This window comes from Paenibacillus macerans, from assembly GCF_900454495.1.
In the GTDB taxonomy this organism is placed as follows: domain Bacteria; phylum Bacillota; class Bacilli; order Paenibacillales; family Paenibacillaceae; genus Fontibacillus; species Fontibacillus macerans.
Genome location: NZ_UGSI01000001.1, coordinates 978,531 through 997,344, shown reverse-complemented (window position 1 = coordinate 997,344; position 18,814 = coordinate 978,531). Strand labels below are relative to the sequence as shown.

Here is an 18,814-nt window from a genome sequence, read left to right as displayed (position 1 = left end):
TTCTCAACCTCCTTGAACGAACAGGCGCCGCCGCGACGCGCGGTACAACCAGACCATCGGAATCAGCAAAATCACGAACCAGACGACCTGAATGCCCAGCACGCTCCAGATCGAGGCGCCTTGAATCCGGCCCGTAAACACGGAGCCCGGCAAATAGGTGATCGCCTGAAACGGCAGGTAATTCATGATCCCCGAAAGCCAGGATGGAAACAGGCTGATCGGAATGATGAGCCCCGAAAACAGGTCGACGACGACGCGTTTCATGCGCATGAAGCCTTCGTTGTTTTCCACGAAAAAAGCCATTAGCCCGGTAATCACGTTGAGCTGCGAATTGATCAGAAAGCTGAAAAACAGCATCACGAGGAAACCCGCCCAGGCGGAAGGCGCCGTCGGCAGCTTCACCGGATACAGCAGCATGGCGATGGCCATGCCGGGGATCATGAGCATCATGAAGCGAAACATCCCTTCACCGAGGCCCTGCATCATTTTTACCATCAAATAGTTATAAGGGCGGATAAACTGGATGGCGATGCTGCCGTCGCGGATATCCGTGGAAATTTCCCGGTCGAGATTGTTGAAATAAAACGCGCGGGCCATCCACGATACGGCCAGATACGTGGTCATTTGCGAGGCGGTAAAGCCACCGAGTTCCCCACCCCCGCCATAGATCGCTTTCCACGTAAAATAATAAACCCCGATGTTCAGCGTATAAATCAAAATGCCCGAATAATAATTCACCCGATAGGCCAGCATGGTCAAAAAACGGATGCGGATAAAATCGATGTAAGCTCCTAAGGTGTTAGACATGGACCACCGCACCTTCGCTTTCGGCCGGCTCGTCCGGTTTTTTCTCCGCCGAACCGGCCTGGTAGATGCTGCGCACGATTTCGTCGGTGTTCGTCTCGATGATTTTGATATCGGTGATGTCCGCTTTGCCGACGACTTGCCCCAGCACCTCGGACACGCCGATGTCGAGGGGAATCCAAACCTTGGCGTTCAAATCGTTTTCCGCCGTCCAAACGACCGGCAGCGAACCGGTCCAGGACCGGAGCTGATCCAGCTTGGTCGCCATCCCGAATTGGAACAGCACCTCCCTGCCTGTCCCCCAGCGGTTTTTGAGTTCCTCCAGGCCGCCGTCGTAAATGATCCGGCCGTCGTCGAGCATGATGACCCGGGAGCACAGCGCCTCGATGTCCTGCAAATCATGCGTGGTCAGCAAAATCGTCGTTCCGTGCTCGCGGTTCATGTCTTTCAGGAAATCGCGGATTTCCGATTTGACCACGATGTCCAAGCCGATCGTCGGTTCGTCGAGGAACACGATCGACGGGTTGTGCAGCAGCGCGGCCACGAGCTCGCAGCGCATCCGCTGCCCCAGGCTCAGCTTGCGCACCGGGCGGTTCAGCAGCTCCTGCAGCTGCAGCCGTTCCACCAGCTCGTCGAGCCGCTTCTTGTAATCGGCCTGCGGCACGCGGTACACCTTGCGCAGCAGCTCAAACGATTCGATTACGCCGATGTCCCACCACAGCTGGCTGCGCTGCCCGAACACGACGCCGATATGCTGCACGAATTTCTCGCGCTCCTCATAAGGCACAAAGCCCCCTACCTTCAAATGTCCCGAAGTCGGCACCAAAATGCCGGTCAGCATTTTGATCGTCGTCGACTTCCCGGCCCCGTTTTCCCCAATATATCCGCAGATCTCCCCTTCCGGAATCTGAAAAGAAATATCTTTAACGGCGGCCACTTCGTTGTACTCCCTCTTGAACAAATCAAGAAAGGCCCCTTTGAGGCCTTCGCGGTTTTTCTGCACTTTAAACGTCTTGCGCAAGTCGCGCACTTCAATGGCAGCCATGTCATCCCTCGCTTGTATATAAATTTTAGCCCGCTAAAAATTATATAGTAACTTCCACCAAAGCACCAGACCTTATAAGCGCATTCTTCTATCGGATGTTCGGAAGCGCGGCACGCCTGACTGAACTTCCTGTCACTAAGCATAACCGTCAGGTCTAAAACATCTCTAAACGAATACTTAAAAAAGTATAAAAAAGAGGGGGAAGGTTGCGCCGATACAAAATTTAGTCTGAAAAGCGGTTGGCGAGAAGCCTGTGAGGCGGGCGGTTATACCGAAGAAAGGCGGGGCGCAGTACAGGGCATAGGTACAGGACGTAACACTGAGAATAGCACAGGGAGTAGTAAAAGGTGTTGTATATCAAGCGTGATGAAGTGTTGCACGGGGGATGTGTGAATCGCGGATTTCCAAAGTACTGGACAAAAGTCGCTAGCGCCGCAACAAATCTGAACCTAGAACCGTTCTAACGGTTGCCCTGGCACTAGCGTTGCATTAAATCTGACAAGATACATTTTCTAGCTACACCAATATTCTAACGGTTGCCACAAGCGCTATTTGTTCTAATACCGTTGATTTCAAACTGTAACGGTTGCCATGGAGCTTATTTCGCCGAAAACCGTAATTTTTGCTTGGATTCAGGCAAATAACGGCGCTGGCAACCGTTAGAATTTCGAAAAGGTCTTTTTTCGGCAAATAGCCGCTGCGGCAACCGTTAGAGTTCCGGCTAGGCTGGCGGGCTCGGGCGTATCACGGTAACCGCGGCGGCAAGCTTAATGTTTCCCCAACGCATGGCTTCAGCGTATCGCGAATCACCCGGACGATAAACGGAAACAGTACCGATAGATGGGTTTCCTCCGCGAAACATGTGTAGGATACGCGGAACCCGGGGATGCCGGCGGTATTCAACCGTTCGTACAATGCTTTGGCGTCTTCGATCATATGCGACTTTTCCAGGCTGCCGACGCCAAGATAAAGCCCGCTGGGCGGCTTCGCCTCCCCTGCCGGGGAGTTCACGGTTACCGGGGAATCCCCGGCGAAACCATCATCTGAGGCCGGCCCCGGCCCCGCCGCTTCCCTCCATTGCCGAATCAAGTGTTCCGCGACCGGCACGATACAGCGATTTTTCCACCAGATCGACGGGCTTCCGGCGGCATAATATTGAAAAGCCCGGGACCGCGTAAACAGCGTGTAAAGCACCAGCCAGCCGCCCAGCGAGTGGCCGAACAACGTTTGACGGGTGCGGTTAATCGGCACCTCCCGCTCGACAAGCGGTTTTAACTCCTCTTCGATAAACGCCAGGAACTGCTCCGCTCCCCCGGTTTGCGGCCACGGTACATCAATCGGGCGCTGCGGCAGCTCCTCATGATCAGCATGGATCGTAAAATCGTAGAAACGGGCGTCCGTGTCAAACGGCTGATCCGTCTCATACCCGATGCCGACGACGGCGGAAGCTTCCAGCCGATGGGGTCCGCGCGCATGCATGCGCACCGCCTCCGCCATCGCCCCAAAACAGGCGTTGGCGTCGAGCAAATAAATCGCCGGGAAGCCGCCCTCAGGGGCCGGCCCGTCCGGCTTCCACAGCATGATGCGGTAATCGCGTCCGCCGCGGCTCTTCATTTTCCATTGCTTAGCCCCGGGGATACAAAACGGCTGTTTCTCCAGCGTCTGATTCATGATGGCCCCCTCCTAACTTCTTCTTGCCCGATATAATTGGTAAACGAAATAAGGCACCCCGATGATCGAGATGACGATGCCCACGGGCAACTCCACCGGCGCAAACACCGTCCTGCCGATCAAGTCGCCGATGATGACCATCGCCATCCCGATCGCGCCGCAGGCGGGAATCACATAGCGGTAGTGGATGCCGACCAGCCGCCGAGCGATATGCGGGGCGATCAGCCCGACAAAGCCGATGCTGCCCGACACCGCTACACAGGCGCTGACAAGCCCGATGCTGCAAACGAGCAGCCACTGCCGCTCTGCTCCCGCCCGGACGCCCAGGCCGATAACGCTCGTCTCATGCAACTGCATCATGTCGAGCACGCCCGCTTTGCGCCAAATGACCGGGATGAGCACCAGCAGCCACGGCAGCGTCGTCAACACCTGCTCCCAGCTGGCGCCGTATATGCTGCCCGTCAGCCAGACCGTGGCCATTTCGAAATCCTGGGGATTCATCTTCAGGGATACGTACAATGTAATGGCGCCAAAGCCCGAGCCAAGCGCGATGCCGACGAGGATCAAGCGCTGGGGGTCGATGATTCCATTCCGGCCGGAAAAGAAATAGAGCAGCGTTGCCGCGGCGAGACCGCCGATCCAGCCAAACAGCGGCATCGATAAAACCGAGCCGAAACCGCCGCCATTCACCGTCCCCTGCACAAAAAACATAAACAAAACCACCGCCGTACCCGCCGCGGCATGAATGCCCAAAATGCCGGGATCGGCGAGCGGATTTCGCGTAATCCCCTGCAGCGCGGCGCCGGCCACGCCAAGCCCGCAGCCGACCAAAGCGCCGATCACGATCCGCGGCAGCCGGAATTCGAAGATGACCAGGTCGCGGTCCCGCTGCGGATCGATGCGGAGCAGCGTCCCGAAGACATCGCGAACCGACAGGTCAAACGACCCGTTTGTGAGGCCGAGGTACATCCCGCATAACGCAAGGCCGCAACAGACGGAAAACACCAGCCAAAACCGCGCCGAAGAATAAGGCCTACTCACTTCTTTCCCCTCCTCTCGTCTTGATCAAGTAGAGGAAATAAGGCACGCCAAACAGCGCGGTAACGACGCCGACCGGCACCTCGAACGGCGGATTCAGAAAGCGGCTGAGCAAATCGCACCAAGCTAAAAACAAAGCGCCAAGCAGCGCCGCAAACGGAATCACCCTCCGGTAATCCGGCCCTACCAAAAGCCGCGTAATATGCGGCATGATCAAACCGACAAAGGCGATTTTCCCCGCGATCGCCACGGCGGCGCCGGTCATGACGACGACGCCGAGCATTGCCGCCGCTTTGATCAGCTTGACGTTCAGCCCCAATTCCGACGCCAGCTCATCCCCCAACGCAAGCGCCGTTACCGGACGGGCCAAGAGCAGGGCGAGCAGCAGTCCGAAGATCCCGAAAGGAACGGCCAGCCACAGCATTTCCGGTGCGATATCGTGCAGCCGGGCGTTGTACCAGAAGCTGATATTTTGCGATACCTGAAAATAACTGGCCAAGGCCTGGGACACCCCGCCGAGAAAAGTGCCCAAAAGCGTGCCCAGCACCGCCAGCATGACGGGGGAGGAACCGCCGGGCAGCACCCTGGACAAGCCGAACACGAGACACGCGCCTAGCGCCGAGCCGGCCAGGGAATACCCGATCATCCCCATGTTCGTCGTTCCCGGCATAAACGCCATGCACAAGGTGACCGCAAACGCCGAACCGTCCGAAATCCCCATTATGGAAGGCGAGGCCAGCGGATTTCTGGTAATTCCCTGCATCAAGGCGCCGGAAACGGCGAGCAGCGCGCCGATCAGCAGCGCGCCGAGCGCCCGGGGAATCCGGGACGCGCGGACGATCTGATCATCGATGTTGCCCGCATCAAAATGAACGACCGCGTCCCATACCTTATCGTAGGTGATCGGCTTCGTTCCGTGCAGCACCGACCCCGCGATCGTGACGGCGATGAGCAGAATGCCCAGAGTCAGGAGGCCCGCTATTCTCAGCTTGCGTATTCCCGCCGGCGTCCCGGTTCGAATATTCCCGCTCATTCCATTACTTCGGCAAGCCGTTCCTGCGCCGCTTTGAGGAATTCGATCCGGCTCCACGCAGGGCCTCCTTCCGCCAGCGGATCGATCACGTTCACGAACACTTTGCCGTTCTTCACCGCATTTATGTTTTTGACGATCGGGTCATTCAAAAATTCGTCCAGCGCCGTTTTCGTCTCCTGATTCTCATCGCTCGCAAACTGAATAAACAAATAGTCCGGATTCATCGCGGCAAACTGCTCGACCGTCACTTCTTCCTGCGCTTTGGCCGCGGCAACCTCCGCCGGCGCCTTCAAACCAAGATCCTCATACAAAATCGGGTTCAAAAATACCGTTTCCGGATAAATAAACAGCTTCCCGGTACGGATTCGCACCGTCAGCACGTTTTGATCCTGGAGTTTCCCGGTCAGTTCCGCTTTGGCTTTCTCCAGATCGCTTTGGTACTCCGAAATCGCCTTGTCGGCCGCCGCCTGCTTCCCCGTCAGCTCCGCCAGCAGGTTCAAATTCGCTTCCCAGTCGACGGCCAAATGCGAGACGAGGACGGTCGGCGCGATTTTGCCGAGCTTCTCCGCTACCTCTGCGGGAAATTTCGTCGAGCCGAGAATAACGTCCGGTTTAAGCTTCAGAATCGTTTCGAAATTAGGCTGGATTTTCTCCCCGATCGATTCCGCCTGATCCGTTACCTTGGCAAAACGCTCCGGAAAAGCTCCGCCGAACGAAATCGCGCCTACCGGATGCACGTCCAGCACCAGGGCATCCTCCATCGACTCCATCGATCCGGTAATGACGATCCGCTCCACCTTGGCCGGAACCTGATAGGTCTGGCCCAAATATTCAAGCGTGCGCGTTCCCGTCCCGGCTGCCTGCCCATTCCCGGCGGCATTTGCATCCGCGGCCGGATTCGCCGGCGCATTCGATGAAGCGGCATTCGCGTTCCCCGCAGCGTTTTGCCCCGCCCCCGCTTCATCGCTTTTCCCCGACCCGCACGCCGTCAGCGCCAATGTAAACAGCAGGATAAGCAACGCTGCCCAAGTCAATTTTTTCATCTCTCCGTAGACCCCTTTCCATATGCGGACAAAATCATCATCGCTTATTTATGATAATGATTATCATTGTCGATTATAAAAAGAGGACTTCCGCTTTACCATGGATTATCTTCGGAACAATTATGGACATTCTCCCGGAAACAACCGGGCAAGCTGCTCCAGCATGCGGAGATGCGCATGCGGGGAATATTCGAGCCACGGGTCCGATGTCAGCATGCGCACCTTTTGCCGTTCAACGGCGGGGAGCGCCAGCCATTCCCGGCGCTTTTGCAATCTTCCCCACGCATCGATCGTCTCGCTGTCCTGACGCACTATCATCAAAATATGATCGGGGTTGATTCGTCTTAGCTCCTTCAGGCTTACCGGCCGGTTGTAAACGTCCGTTTCCCCGGCATAAGCGGGAAGCAATTCCAAATCGCCGTACAATAGCCCGGCCATGCCGCGATTGCAGTGGAGAAACAGGCTTTCGTCCACCATGCGGATCACGGCCACCGTTCCCTGGCGGAGCGCAAGCGGCAGCAGTTCTTTCGTCCGCTTCAATTGAAAAGAATAATCTTCCAGCCATGTTCCGGCCTGCCATGTTTCGCCCAATTCCCCGGCCAGCGACGCAAACTGCTCCCGCCAGTCGAGACGGGAAACGGCAAGCAGCTTCACGGGAGCAATCCGCTCCAGCTCGGCTTGTTCTTCCGGCGAAATCGTATCGGCGGCGAGGATCAGATCGGCGGAAATTTGCCGAAGCTGCTCCAAATTGGCCCGCCAGTCCTCGTTGTACCGGTAAGCGCTGAACTGCACCGGAATTTCCCCGCTGAACTCGCGGTAATAGTATTCCGTCCACTTGGGATGGAGCGGCGCCGCGTGCGGCAAAATCCCCAGCGGCACCAGATAGCCGAGCACCGGCGGGCTGTAGGCCGCCAGCTTCCGGCGGCTGCTTTGCATATAGGCGCTCGGCGATACGCCGATCTCCTGTTTAAACTTGCGGCTGAAATAAAACTCATCCGTATAGCCGATCATGTGCGCGATGTCGCGCAGCTTGGCCGGGGACTGCGCCATCAGCCGCTTCGCCTGCCGCATACGCAGTTCCGTAACGTATTCGATCGCACTTTTGCCATATTTTTTCTTATATAACTCCACGAAATATTTCGGGCTTAGCTCCGCGATCCGGGCCAGCCGCTCGATCGTAATCGGCTCGGCGTAATGCTCCTCGATGTAACGTTTGGCGTATTCCACGGCCGCGCCAGCGTTTTCCGGCTTTGACCGGCGGTTCCGGTAAATGTGAAAAAGCATTTCCTGCAAATCGATCTGACAGCGGAAATGCCCCATCTCGTCCTCGCCATGCCATGTCCGATACAGATCGGCGCTCATCGCCGCCAGCTGATCGTTTGGATAAACGAACATTTTTCCCGAACGCGGCAGCGCTTCGGAAGAACGGTCTATTCGGAGGATGCTCCGCCCCTCGCTGTGACCCTTTTGCGGGCAGGCAAACACATCGAAGTAAAAGGCATACAACTCGGCCTCCCCGCTCCGCTCGGCGGCGCCAAACGTCTGCCCCGGAACCGCGAGGAAAACGCTGCTCCGGTCCAGCTCCGCCGGCTCCTGGTCGATGATCAGCCGCACGCTGCCCCGAACCGCCACGATCAAAACAAACGCCATGGCCAGTTGCTGCCTTAAGACACTTCCGGTATCGCCCTTTACGTTCTCAACGGAACGAAGCCGGAATGATAACTCACCCAGCTTGCTTAGTTTCAAGTCATTTTTCGCCTGCTTCATGTTCCGACATCTCGCTTTATCGATATACTTATGTACTAGCTTTAAGTATATGGATAGCCGTACTCAACATCAATCCTTAATCCTTGCCCAGTTCCGCGCTGATTTTATCGATCCGGTTCGTCCAGATCCAGCCGGAGTATCCGGCCGGCAGCCGCTTCAGGTCCTCCGCCGTGTCGAAGCCGCTGGAAAAATCGCTGCCGTCGCCGCCGACCACAACAACCCGCGTGTCGACCGAGTCCATCCGGTTCAGAAACTTGTCCGGCCACCCCCAAATCCACGGGGCGATTTTCTCGGGAATGTGCAGTTCCGTATTCCGGCAAGCGGCCGGAATGTATCCCGTCCACCCGGAAGCCTCGTACGACAGCAAACATCGCTTCAGCGTCGCCTTGGACATGACCCGCAGGTCCGGCAACTGCTCCTGCAGCGTGCGGATCGGCTCGTCGCCGCCATAAACGGTCAGCAAGCTCCGCTCCTCCGGGGGCCTTGTCGATAAGAAATCCGCCAGCTGCGTTCCTTCCTCCGGATCATTGCTTTTGACGTGAATGAGGAACGCTTTGCCGGGAAAATGCTCCAGCACCTCCGGCAGCGACGGCATCAGCCCGATGCCTTTGCCGCGGAACGGGTACGTCGCCCCTTGGTCCGCCGTATACCCGTAGCCGATATCCAGCATTTTCAGCTCGGCCAGCGTATAATCCTTCGTCGTCCTTGGCGCATTGGTCCGGCAATCCAAGGTCCAATCGTGAAACACGGCAAACTGCCCGTCCTTAGTCGGCTTGACGTCAAGCTCCACCATATCCGCCCCCGCCGCAAACGCCGCTTCCATGGAAGCGATCGTATTTTCCAAAAAGGGATGCTCCGGCTCGTAAATCCGCTCCGCGGTGCAGGTATCGTTCTCAACGCCCTCCAGCGGAAAAGTTTGCGCCAGTCCCCGGTGGGCCAGCAATTTAGGCTCGCCGCCCCGCGAAGCCGTGAAGTGCGATGAATTGTTTATGTAAACGAAAACGAGAAAAGCAAGCAGGAGCCACGTCCTTTTTCGCCTTATCATCTTTCTGAGCATGTTATGACTCCTTCTCCAAAATATACCCGCTGCCCCGGACCGCGCTGATCTGGAACGTGTCCCTGCCGAACTTTTTGCGGATGCGGTAGATCAGCGTGCTTAATTCGTCCATCGCGACGTCCGGCAGGCCGTCCGGGCCGCTTTGCCGGTCATACCAAACCCGCTGTTTGATCGCCGGGATCGCCACCAGACGATTGGGATGCTCATGGAGCAATTGAAGCAGCAAAAACTCCCGTTCCGACATCGAAATTTTTACGCCGCCCACGATGCATTCCCGTTTTTCCCAATGAATCACGACATCCTCGCCCTCCGTCTCTTGCCCGTACGGCAGATCATCCGGCGGTTCGAATTCCAGTGTCTGCTCCCCCGGCGAATACGAAAAATGCAGCACGCCCGTTCCTCTTGCCAGCTTAAGGATATCGTTCGTTTCCAGCATATAGGGAGCATTCGGAATCATCCGCACCCCGTTCAGCTCCGTTCCGTGACGGCTGCCGCGGTCGTATGCCACGACCCGGTCCCCCTCTTTCCGCAGGGTCAAATGCTTGCGGGAAATGAAGATATTCGTGAACGCCAGATCCGGGGCGCTCCCGGAAGAGGCGCGGCCGATCTCCATAACGTTCTGGCATAAATTTACGCACGATCCGGGGCGGAACGGCTCCCCCCGAAGAATATAAATACAGGCGAAAGTATCCAGCCCTGCTCCCTCCATTCCATGCAACATCATCATCTTATCTTAATTTGCGGGCGGGCAACATGGCAACCCGGCTAACAATACACTGACAATTGACTGATGGCGTTGGCGCGAGCAAAATGGGCCGGGCGTTTTTCCGATGGTCCCTTTTCTGTTATCATAATGGGAGATCATTGTCGAACGGAGAAAGGAAATAAACCATGAGCTTTCAACTAACGCAGCGTGTGATCAAATTGTTGTGCGGACGCATTTCTTACGAGCGCGGAGAGGCCTATTACCGGGCCGGGAAAGTAATCTTTCAGCAAATCGACCACGCCTCCCGCGTCTACGCAGCGGATGTGTCGGGAACGGGCCTGTATCACGTATCGGTGCAGATCGATCAACACGGGGACGTCCACGCGGAGTGCAATTGTCCGGCTTTTTATACCTATACCAATTATTGCAAACATATCGCGGCGGTACTGCTGGGCGTGCACGATCTGCAGCAAAACGGCAAGCCCCCGGTGCGTTCTTATCCTTCCCTGCTGCATACGGGACTTGAGGAGGACGAGCGATATGGGGAACGCGGGGCAGACGATGCTTTGGGCGCGGCCCGGAACGCCGCTTCCCAAGCGCGTCCGGTTGAAATATCTTCCCGGGACATCTGGATCGCCCGCGACATGATGCATTTGTTCGAGGACAACACGAAGCAGCCGCTGCGCGCCGGAACCCGCTTCGATGCAAGAACGCCGCTGCAAGCCGTTTTTACGCTGCGTCCCGTACCTTACGGGTACCGGAAGTATATGTTTGGGCTGGAGATGAAAGTCGGGGAGAAACGGCCTTATATCGTCAAAAACATCCGGGACTTTCTCGATAAAGCAGGCCGGCGCGAACCGTTCGTCTTTTCCAAGCATTTCTGCTACGATCCGGACCGCCACAGTTTTCTGCCGGCCGACGAGCAGCTGCTGCAGCAGCTCATTGAAATTAACCGCAACGAGCGGATGTACACGGAAACCTTGGGCGGTTATATGCCTGCCAAGAAATACGGGAACGGGGACCGGCTGCTGCCGATCCCGCCGTTTTTTTGGGACCGCGTGCTGCCTCTGCTGACGGAAGCCCCGGCTGCCGAGCTGGAGCAAGATGGACAAACCTGGCCCCGCCTGGCGGTTTCCGATGAACCGCTGCCGCTGCAATTCGAGCTGGGCGAAGCCGGGGACAACCACTTTCATTTTGCCGTCCGCGGTCTTGACGATTGCATTGTTTTGGAAGATTACGGGGTCATTCTGACCGCAGGCAAAATCATAAAAAAGCCGGCGGCGGAGTGCCGGCGTCTGGCGGAAATCAAACATCTGCTGGCGACGGCCCGCAAGCAGCGGATCATCGTTCAGCCGGAGCAGATCGAGCCATTTGCGGAAAAAGTATTGCCCGGACTGGCCAAGCTCGGCAAAATCGAAATCGAGGACAACGTTGCCGGACGGATGGTCCGCACGCAGCTTAAAGCCAAGCTGTATCTGGACCGGGTGAAGGATCGCCTGCTCGCCGGACTGGAGTTCCAATACGGGGACATTATTTTTAACCCCCTGGAAGAACATGGCCCCAAGCGGGGAACCGACCTGATTTTGCTGCGGGACAGCGAAAAGGAACGGCAAATTCTCGAGCTGATGGAAGCAAGCTCGTTCGCGAAAACGGAAAGCGGCTATTTTCTGGACAACGAAGAAGCGGAATATGAGTTTCTGTACCATGTCGTGCCCGAGCTTGAGAAGCTGCTTGAAATTTATGCCACCTCGGCCGTGAAGGTTAGGCTCCTGTCCGACCTGCGGCCGCCCAAAATTTCCGTGGAGCTGGACGAGCGTACGGACTGGCTGGAGTTCCGCTTTGACATGGACGGGATCAATGAATCGGAAATTCGCGGCTTGCTGCTGGCTATCGAAGAAAAAAGACGCTACTACCGCCTTCCGAACGGAGCGTTGATGCCGCTGGAAAGCGCCGAATTCCAGGAAATCGTCAAATTTATGAACGAGTTCGGCATTCGCCGGAATGAAATTAAAGGCAGCGAATTCCGTTTGCCGGTCAGCCGCGGGATTCACCTCCAGGAGCAGACGGAGCCGGGAAGCCCGATCAAGCTTGGCAAATCGCTGCGGAAGCTGCTCCATAACCTGCGGAATCCGGATCATCTGGACTTCCCGGTTCCGGCGCAGCTCTCCGGCGTTTTGCGGGATTACCAGGCTTACGGTTACCAGTGGTTAAAGACACTGGCCCATTACCGTTTCGGCGGGATCTTGGCCGACGATATGGGCCTCGGCAAAACGGTGCAATCAATCGCTTTCATCGTATCGGTGCTCCCGGAGATCGCCGCGTCCGGGCAGTCGGCTTTGATCGTCTCGCCCGCTTCCTTGATATACAACTGGAAAAACGAACTGGAGAAGTTTACTCCCGAAATCAAGGCGGTGATCGCCGACGGCAGCAAAGCCGAACGGGTGAGGGCGCTCAGGGAAGCGGCCGAAGCCGATGTGATCATCACCTCCTATCCCCTGCTGCGCCGGGACATCGAGCAATTTGCCGAACTGTCGTTCCATACGCTTATTTTGGACGAAGCGCAAAGCTTTAAAAACTATGCCAGCCAAACCGCGCAAGCGGTCAAAAGCCTTCAGGCGCGGCACCGGTTTGCCTTGACGGGGACGCCGATCGAAAATTCGCTGGAGGAGTTATGGTCGATTTTCAGCGCCGTGTTCCCGGAGCTTTTCCCAAGCCGCCAAGCGTTTAACGAGCTGTCCCGGGATACGATCGCAAAGCGGATTCGCCCGTTTCTGCTGCGCCGCGTAAAAACCGACGTGCTAAAGGAGCTGCCGGAAAAAATCGAGTCATTGCAGGCGACCGAACTGCTGCCTGAACAGAAGAAGCTGTACGTGGCCTATTTGGCCAAGCTGCAGCAGGAAACGTTAAAGCATTTAAACGAGGACGCCTTCCAGAAAAACCGCATCCGCATTTTGGCCGGACTCACGCGGCTGCGCCAGCTATGCTGCCATCCCGCCCTGTTCGTCGACGGTTACGAAGGCGGCTCGGCCAAATTCGAGCAGTTGATGGAAATGGTGGAGGAATGCCAAGGCGCCGGAAAACGCGTGCTGATCTTCTCGCAGTTTACGGAAATGCTGGGGCTCATCGGCCGCGAATTGGGATACCGGGGACTGCCGTTTTTCTATCTGGACGGGAAAACCCCCGCTTCCGAACGGGTCGAGCTCTGCACCCGGTTTAATGAAGGCGAGCGCGATCTGTTCCTGATTTCGCTGAAAGCGGGCGGTACCGGCCTGAATCTGACCGGCGCGGACACCGTCATTTTGTACGATTTGTGGTGGAACCCCGCGGTGGAGGAGCAGGCCGCCGACCGCGCCCACCGGATCGGGCAAAAAAACATCGTGCAGGTGATCCGCCTGGTAGCGCAAGGGACGGTCGAAGACAAAATGTACGAGCTTCAGCAGAAGAAAAAGAACCTCGTGGAGGAAGTGCTGAAGCCTGGCGAGGAATCGTTCTCGGCGCTCACCGAGCAGGAAATCCGGGAAATTCTGATGATATGAAAAAACCCGCCGTAGAATTCACTCCGGCGGGTTTTTCATGTGCAAATCCATGCTTTTGGCGTAGAGAGGTGAAGTAGGAACTTGGGTAGCTTACGTTGCGCAGCTTATGTTGAGTAGCTTATGTTGCGCAGCTTATGTTCAGTAGCTTATGTTACGCAGCTTATATTGCCGGAAATAAGAGCAATTTATGTCGCTATTTTCGAGATTTACCTCTCCTGCGAAAAATAGCGGTACTTTTGGTCCTTATTTGAAGATCAAGCTTGGAAAACAGCGCCTTTTACCCCCATCTGTGTAGAATAGCGACAAAAAAATCCTCTATTTATGCTATTCTCCCTTTTTTGTAGAATATAAGGACATTTTATGCCGTTATTTCCGCGGACTCCCGGACAACGGGACAGCCGGCCAGCGTGAGTGGCCAGGGGCCAGGGGGCAGCGACCAGCCGTCAGCAGCCAACGGCCAGAGGCTGACGGCCAAGCGCTAGCGGCTAACGGCCAACGGCTAGCGGTTAGCGGCTAGCAGTCAGCGGTCACCAGTCACCAGTCACCAGTCACCAGTCACCAGTCACCAGTCACCAGTCACCAGCGATTATCCTTGCCGCGCTACTGCCCGGCAACCTCAAACTCGTATAGCGAATAGCCGTATGGGGTTCCCCGCTCGATCCCGTACATTCTTACGTATCTGGCCGGCTTGGAGTCCAGCGGGATTTCGTCCACGCCCCCGTCTCCGCTTGTCGCCGTGTAGACGTCCGTCCAGTGCTCGGGATCGCCATTGTCGGTGGATACCTGGATTTTATACTGCGTCGCATAGGCATCTTCCCAGCGCAGCTTAATGCCGGTAATTTGCCGGACCGATCCCAGGTCCACGTAGATCCATTCCGGGTCGCTGCCTTCGCGGCTGGCCCATCTCGTCATTTGATTGCCGTCGACCGCTTGGGCCGGCTCAAATCCCACGCCTTCCACAGAGCTGGACACCGCCGGCTTGTTTAAGGCCAGATTGGGCGTCGAAGGCGGCACGGTCTGGGCCTCCGGTTTCCACCAGTTGCCGGAAAGAAACAGCATGTTCAGCAAATTGTAGGTGTCGCTGAAATAGTCCTCTTTCTGATGGATCATCCAATCCCACCCGGCGTTAACCCATGCCTGATTGGCGCTGGAGGCCGTTCCCGCCGAGATGAGCGGAGCGGCAAACACCGCCGTGGCGTAGTCCCCGACCGCCGAGCCGTCCAGCTTGTACCCGTTTTTGATACCTGCGGGCGATCCCCCGGTCTTGCTTTGAATCCAGGCCGCCAGCTTGTCCGTGATCGCTTTGCCCCGCGTGTCCCCGTACAAGGCGTAATCCATCACGACGCGCAGCGGAACCCGACTTGCATTATAGTAATACAGGTTGGTTTCCTTGAACTCGTCCAAATACCATTCCGGCGCCGGCTTGGGCGGATTCCCCACCACAAAATCCGAGATCAGCCCGGTGTTTGGCGAATAAGCTTCGCTGAATTGCCGGTACACATTGTATAAACTATCGATGACGTGAATCCAGGTTTCATCCTCCGTCACTTCGTAAAAAGCCCGAAGATGGCTGAACATCCAGTCCGAAGGGCGCGTGTTGAGAGCGTCTTTGGAGTCCCAATCGCCCAGGTTCAAGCGGTAGGTCTTGGTCACGTAGCTGGTTTTGATGCCGTCCGTGATCATTTTTTTCGCTTCCTGCAAATAGTTGACCGGTCCGCCCGATCCCCATTGATTGTGAGCGAGAATAAGCGAGTAAGCGATGTCGAGATCGCCGTCGGTGGCCGAACCGAAATGCCCTTGCGCGGCCGGATCGTCCGCCACGACCCAGCCCATCAGGTTGGGATTGCCCGAGCTTTTGTAAGCCCTTGCCGTTTTAAACAAACCGTCGTAAATCGTCCGGGCGTCGGGATCGTAGCCGGCCATCAGCGCGGTAATGATCATCCCGTACCCTTGACCTTCGGAGGAACCTAATGCGGTAAAGCCGTCCGGATCACCCGTGATGTCTCCTTTCACGTAATACCCGCCCGGCAATGATTTTAAGTCGTGTTTGAGGTATTTCGCTTTCCAATAGTCGTAATACTCCGCCACGGCTTGGTTCATCTCCGTTTGCGTCACGTGATTCGGCTTAATAATCCCCGGGTAGCTGACCTGCTGCGGAAAAGGTTTTAATTCTCCGGCAGCGCTCGCACGCCGTTCCGGACCGAGCCATCCCGCCGAAACGAACACCGTCATGCAAATAAGCAGCAGACATAACCTTTGAAGCTTTAGAGCAGGTACTGCGGCTTTCCTTGTCAAACGCATCATCATTCCTCCTCGAATCGAAAGTGTAAATCATGGCTTACGTTTTCGGTTGTCGGATATGAATAGCAAGAATGTCCTTAAATGTATTTTATTACAATTGAACATGAAGTTAAAGCAAGACGGAAAGCGAAAATGTTTGTAATTGCGCGGATCGGGAAACGATAAATAAGGCAAACTACCATTAACAGAGTAAAACAACAAGGAGGAACAGCATGGAACAGCACAATGGACAGCACTCCCGCGACGAAGCCAAACTTCGCAATAAAATCGATCCCGCCGGCGACTCTATGGCCGAGCAAAAGAAAATGAAAAGCGGTGTGGACATCGAACCGGAAGCCGACGAATGGGTGGCCAAACCGGCGCCGTTTGCCAACACCGATTCCGCAAAACAATAAATCGCCGATAAAGATCCGCTTGGCCGCTGGCCATGGCGGATTTTTTTTAGGATATCGCCGGATTTTTTCTTACTGCTGTGGCCTTTTTTTGCGCTTGATCAGCATCGCCATGAACAGCAGCGCCGGAGCGCATATTTGAATCAGCGGGTACCACTTCAGCACAACTTCGAGGCCGACCCATATAAAATGCGAATAATTCGGAGATGTTAAAGCAGCACCAAAAATCGCTACGCCCACCGGAATGATCCATTTTTTATAAGGAACTCCGGTAACCCGGTCGCATCCCTGTACGGCGCCGATATAAAACAGAAGCAATTTGGCGCCTAGCCCGATGAACAAAACAACGACAAACAGCACATCCATCCTCTCAAACACTTCGGCCAATTCGATCAGTTGCACGGTCTGCAGCAGCGGAAAGGCTACCGCGTTCGCCAGTTTGGGGCCGAGCACCAGCACGTTGATTTGATTGACGGCCATTAGGAACACGGCAGTGCTCCCATAGGCGATCAAAAGCGCCTTGCGGGCATTTTGCTTCGTTTTCAGCCGCGAAAAAAATACCAGAAACAGCACCGGTTGAGCGAAAGGGAAAGAGATGATATTCGGGACTTCCTTCCAAACGGGCTTTAAGCCGTTTTCCAATACGGGGAGCATATTTTCAAAGTTCATTAGCCCCAGTCCCCCGATCATCGAAATGAGTGTCATATAACTTAAAACAACGAACGGAAACAAGACAAGACCGCAAAGAAACACGACCCGAAGGCCGTATCTGGCACTGCTGGCCACGATGGCGATCCCGATAAGCATAATGACCACCAGCGGGGTTCGGTTCAGCAGTACGTAAGCGGCCAATTCTCCCAAATCGCGCAAATTACGTGAGGCTTCATAAGCAAAATAAACGACGAACAAGGCGGAAAGCAGCGAACCTGCCGTTTTCCCCAAATATTTTCGGCACAATTCAAACAGATCGAGGTCGGGATCGCGGCGGTGAATGGCCCAGTACATCATTAAAAGAATGAACCCGGCAACGGCGGCGATGGCCATGGCTGCCCACGCATCTGGCCCGGCTTCACCGCCGATTTGAAACAACGTGGTGCTCCCGACCTCAAACAAAACAAATCCGCTTATAAATTCGGCAAGTCCGGATTTCTCCTGCTTCATGATTTACCTTCTTCCTGCTTCATCCGCCACCTGGGGCCGTTTTTTGGGACAACTGCTTAAACGATTTCTTCAATAAGCCGGGACGCTCGATTTTTACCGTCACATGCACTTCCAGTTCGATCTTGGAGAGTTCCTCTTCCCAGTGATCCTTCAGCTGTCTCCAGGCTTTAGGATCTTTCCGATGAATCTTTCCGGCAAATCCCGGCAAATCCACGCGCATTTTTTGCGCGGCTTCCCAACCCGTATTAACCGTATCGATAATCGTAACGCCAACTTCCCGCTCGAGCGCCTGTATCGTCTTTGGACTAAAGGGATCGCCCTCGCACATATATTCCATCAAATCTCCGCTGGCTTGAATGTTGACCTTCATTTTGTAATGATCCCCCGCCTTTACGGGCGTTATATTCGTTTTCGCTGTAATAATACGCAGGGAACCCTTAGAATCGGTCCGCGGACAAGTAAACGACAGAGTACTGCCCTTTACCTGATCGGTAAGCCAGGCAATGCCGTAACTCTGCGCCCGGTTCAGCCATCCCGCCAGCCGATCGCCTTTGAATACTCCCAGCCGCACGATTTTCATTTTAACGGGGGGAGAGGTGGTTTTGTTGATATCCAGGGATTCCAAAGGCTTTTCGCTTCCTTCCGGAACGCTTATAACCGGTACGCCGGCCGCCCGCGAGTCGGACGAAATTTTTAGCGCCAGCTGAAACAGGTTAATGATTGGAAAATAGGAAGAATTGGCACTCTGTTTACGCATGATATCGGCCAGCGCGCTGCCGGGAATTTTCTCCCGAGGCACCATATTTCTCAACATATCCGAGGCCTTGCGATCCGTAACGGCAACCAGTACGGTTTCGCGCGCTTCGACCGTGCGGAAATATAAATCCAAAATTTGGTTAATCCCCGCTTCCGCCGCCTCTTTGCCGATGATCGTGATCTCGGTGTGGCCGAAGTAGAGCTGGCGCGGATTCTCCTCATACCCGTGAGCGACCGCTTCACGAATCGTCTTTCCTTTCGTCGTAAACACGGACACGCTGGGCTGAGAGCCGCCGCCGCCGGCGCCTCCTCCCTGGCTGGCTCCCGTGGCGGAGGGAACGACAATCTGGTAGGAGATTTCCCACTCGTCTCCGGACCGGTCGAATCCCGTGGCCACGGTGATGCCCAGCTCATTAAGTTCCGTACGATTCCAGCATCCGGTTGCAGTAAGAAATATGACCGCTGCAGCGCAGCGCAACAAAAACATCCGCATATTGGCGCTCA

At 55.7% G+C, this 18,814-nt stretch carries 14 protein-coding genes and 2 pseudogenes; 2 read left to right on the top strand and 14 right to left on the bottom strand.

The features are described from left to right. Positions 1–3: 3 nt before the first annotated feature. From DYE26_RS04625 to DYE26_RS04580, 10 genes and pseudogenes are all read right to left on the bottom strand, one after another. Entirely contained in the window at positions 4–807 is an 804-nt protein-coding gene (locus tag DYE26_RS04625; RefSeq protein ID WP_036622596.1) for an ABC transporter permease, read from the bottom strand. Then, positions 800–1,849 (bottom strand): ABC transporter ATP-binding protein, encoded by a 1,050-nt coding sequence (locus DYE26_RS04620; protein ID WP_036622594.1) that lies wholly within the window; start codon positions 1,847–1,849, stop codon positions 800–802. The genes DYE26_RS04625 and DYE26_RS04620 overlap by 8 nt, the downstream gene beginning before the upstream one ends. A 659-nt stretch (positions 1,850–2,508) precedes the next feature. Beyond that, positions 2,509–2,586 (bottom strand): annotated as a pseudogene (locus tag DYE26_RS34765) (PEP-CTERM sorting domain-containing protein); the annotation flags it as partial. A 7-nt stretch (positions 2,587–2,593) separates the two neighbouring features. Next, the gene (locus tag DYE26_RS04610) at positions 2,594–3,520 is read right to left on the bottom strand and encodes an alpha/beta hydrolase (protein WP_036622592.1); all 927 of its coding nucleotides are present in this window, start codon (positions 3,518–3,520) and stop codon (positions 2,594–2,596) included. Between the two features lie 12 nt (positions 3,521–3,532). Further along, complete coding sequence (locus tag DYE26_RS04605; RefSeq protein ID WP_036622590.1) at positions 3,533–4,561, bottom strand: FecCD family ABC transporter permease; 1,029 nt, start codon at positions 4,559–4,561, stop codon at positions 3,533–3,535. Further along, positions 4,554–5,591 (bottom strand): FecCD family ABC transporter permease, encoded by a 1,038-nt coding sequence (locus DYE26_RS04600; RefSeq protein WP_082207752.1) that lies wholly within the window; start codon positions 5,589–5,591, stop codon positions 4,554–4,556. The genes DYE26_RS04605 and DYE26_RS04600 overlap by 8 nt, the downstream gene beginning before the upstream one ends. Further along, complete coding sequence (locus DYE26_RS04595; RefSeq protein WP_036622588.1) at positions 5,588–6,634, bottom strand: ABC transporter substrate-binding protein; 1,047 nt, start codon at positions 6,632–6,634, stop codon at positions 5,588–5,590. Before DYE26_RS04595 ends, DYE26_RS04600 begins: the two co-directional genes overlap by 4 nt. Positions 6,635–6,754: 120 nt before the next feature. Further along, entirely contained in the window at positions 6,755–8,401 is a 1,647-nt protein-coding gene (locus DYE26_RS04590) for an AraC family transcriptional regulator (protein WP_051985410.1), read from the bottom strand. Between the two features lie 76 nt (positions 8,402–8,477). Then, entirely contained in the window at positions 8,478–9,458 is a 981-nt protein-coding gene (locus DYE26_RS04585; protein WP_036622586.1) for a glycerophosphodiester phosphodiesterase family protein, read from the bottom strand. Position 9,459: 1 nt separating this feature from the next. Continuing rightward, positions 9,460–10,179 carry an FHA domain-containing protein gene (locus DYE26_RS04580; protein ID WP_244927432.1) on the bottom strand — a complete coding sequence of 240 codons (720 nt, stop codon included), beginning with the start codon at positions 10,177–10,179 and terminating at the stop codon, positions 9,460–9,462. Positions 10,180–10,349: 170 nt separating this feature from the next. Here DYE26_RS04580 and DYE26_RS04575 point away from each other — a divergent pair, with 170 nt between their 5' ends. Continuing rightward, positions 10,350–13,700, top strand: coding sequence for a DEAD/DEAH box helicase (locus DYE26_RS04575; RefSeq protein WP_036622584.1), 3,351 nt, complete (start codon positions 10,350–10,352; stop codon positions 13,698–13,700). 600 nt (positions 13,701–14,300) lie between these two features. Here the strand turns inward: DYE26_RS04575 and DYE26_RS34020 are convergent. Beyond that, entirely contained in the window at positions 14,301–14,660 is a 360-nt protein-coding gene (locus tag DYE26_RS34020; protein WP_227872773.1) for a discoidin domain-containing protein, read from the bottom strand. Between the two features lie 66 nt (positions 14,661–14,726). Continuing rightward, positions 14,727–15,881: pseudogene (locus DYE26_RS04570) on the bottom strand (family 8 glycosyl hydrolase); the annotation flags it as partial. Positions 15,882–16,213: 332 nt separating this feature from the next. On the opposite strand from DYE26_RS04570, the gene DYE26_RS04565 reads away from it, so the two are divergent. Next, positions 16,214–16,396, top strand: coding sequence for a hypothetical protein (locus DYE26_RS04565; protein WP_036622582.1), 183 nt, complete (start codon positions 16,214–16,216; stop codon positions 16,394–16,396). A gap of 69 nt (positions 16,397–16,465) precedes the next feature. Here the strand turns inward: DYE26_RS04565 and DYE26_RS04560 are convergent, their stop codons facing one another. Beyond that, the gene (locus tag DYE26_RS04560) at positions 16,466–17,554 is read right to left on the bottom strand and encodes a GerAB/ArcD/ProY family transporter (RefSeq protein ID WP_051985408.1); all 1,089 of its coding nucleotides are present in this window, start codon (positions 17,552–17,554) and stop codon (positions 16,466–16,468) included. 19 nt (positions 17,555–17,573) lie between these two features. Further along, positions 17,574–18,803, bottom strand: coding sequence for a Ger(x)C family spore germination protein (locus tag DYE26_RS04555; protein ID WP_051985407.1), 1,230 nt, complete (start codon positions 18,801–18,803; stop codon positions 17,574–17,576). Positions 18,804–18,814 lie beyond the last annotated feature (11 nt).

What these genes read in the sequence shown, in the direction of transcription:
- DYE26_RS04585 (WP_036622586.1), bottom strand. Translation starts at nt 9,458, where the DNA reads ATGCTCAGAAAGATGATAAGGCGAAAAAGGACGTGGCTCCTGCTTGCT.
- DYE26_RS04625 (WP_036622596.1), bottom strand. Translation starts at nt 807, where the DNA reads ATGTCTAACACCTTAGGAGCTTACATCGATTTTATCCGCATCCGTTTT.
- DYE26_RS04575 (WP_036622584.1), top strand. Translation starts at nt 10,350, where the DNA reads ATGAGCTTTCAACTAACGCAGCGTGTGATCAAATTGTTGTGCGGACGC.
- DYE26_RS04580 (WP_244927432.1), bottom strand. Translation starts at nt 10,179, where the DNA reads ATGTTGCATGGAATGGAGGGAGCAGGGCTGGATACTTTCGCCTGTATT.
- DYE26_RS04590 (WP_051985410.1), bottom strand. Translation starts at nt 8,401, where the DNA reads ATGAAGCAGGCGAAAAATGACTTGAAACTAAGCAAGCTGGGTGAGTTA.
- DYE26_RS04610 (WP_036622592.1), bottom strand. Translation starts at nt 3,520, where the DNA reads ATGAATCAGACGCTGGAGAAACAGCCGTTTTGTATCCCCGGGGCTAAG.
- DYE26_RS04600 (WP_082207752.1), bottom strand. Translation starts at nt 5,591, where the DNA reads ATGAGCGGGAATATTCGAACCGGGACGCCGGCGGGAATACGCAAGCTG.
- DYE26_RS04620 (WP_036622594.1), bottom strand. Translation starts at nt 1,849, where the DNA reads ATGGCTGCCATTGAAGTGCGCGACTTGCGCAAGACGTTTAAAGTGCAG.
- DYE26_RS04595 (WP_036622588.1), bottom strand. Translation starts at nt 6,634, where the DNA reads ATGAAAAAATTGACTTGGGCAGCGTTGCTTATCCTGCTGTTTACATTG.
- DYE26_RS04565 (WP_036622582.1), top strand. Translation starts at nt 16,214, where the DNA reads ATGGAACAGCACAATGGACAGCACTCCCGCGACGAAGCCAAACTTCGC.
- DYE26_RS04560 (WP_051985408.1), bottom strand. Translation starts at nt 17,554, where the DNA reads ATGAAGCAGGAGAAATCCGGACTTGCCGAATTTATAAGCGGATTTGTT.
- DYE26_RS04555 (WP_051985407.1), bottom strand. Translation starts at nt 18,803, where the DNA reads ATGCGGATGTTTTTGTTGCGCTGCGCTGCAGCGGTCATATTTCTTACT.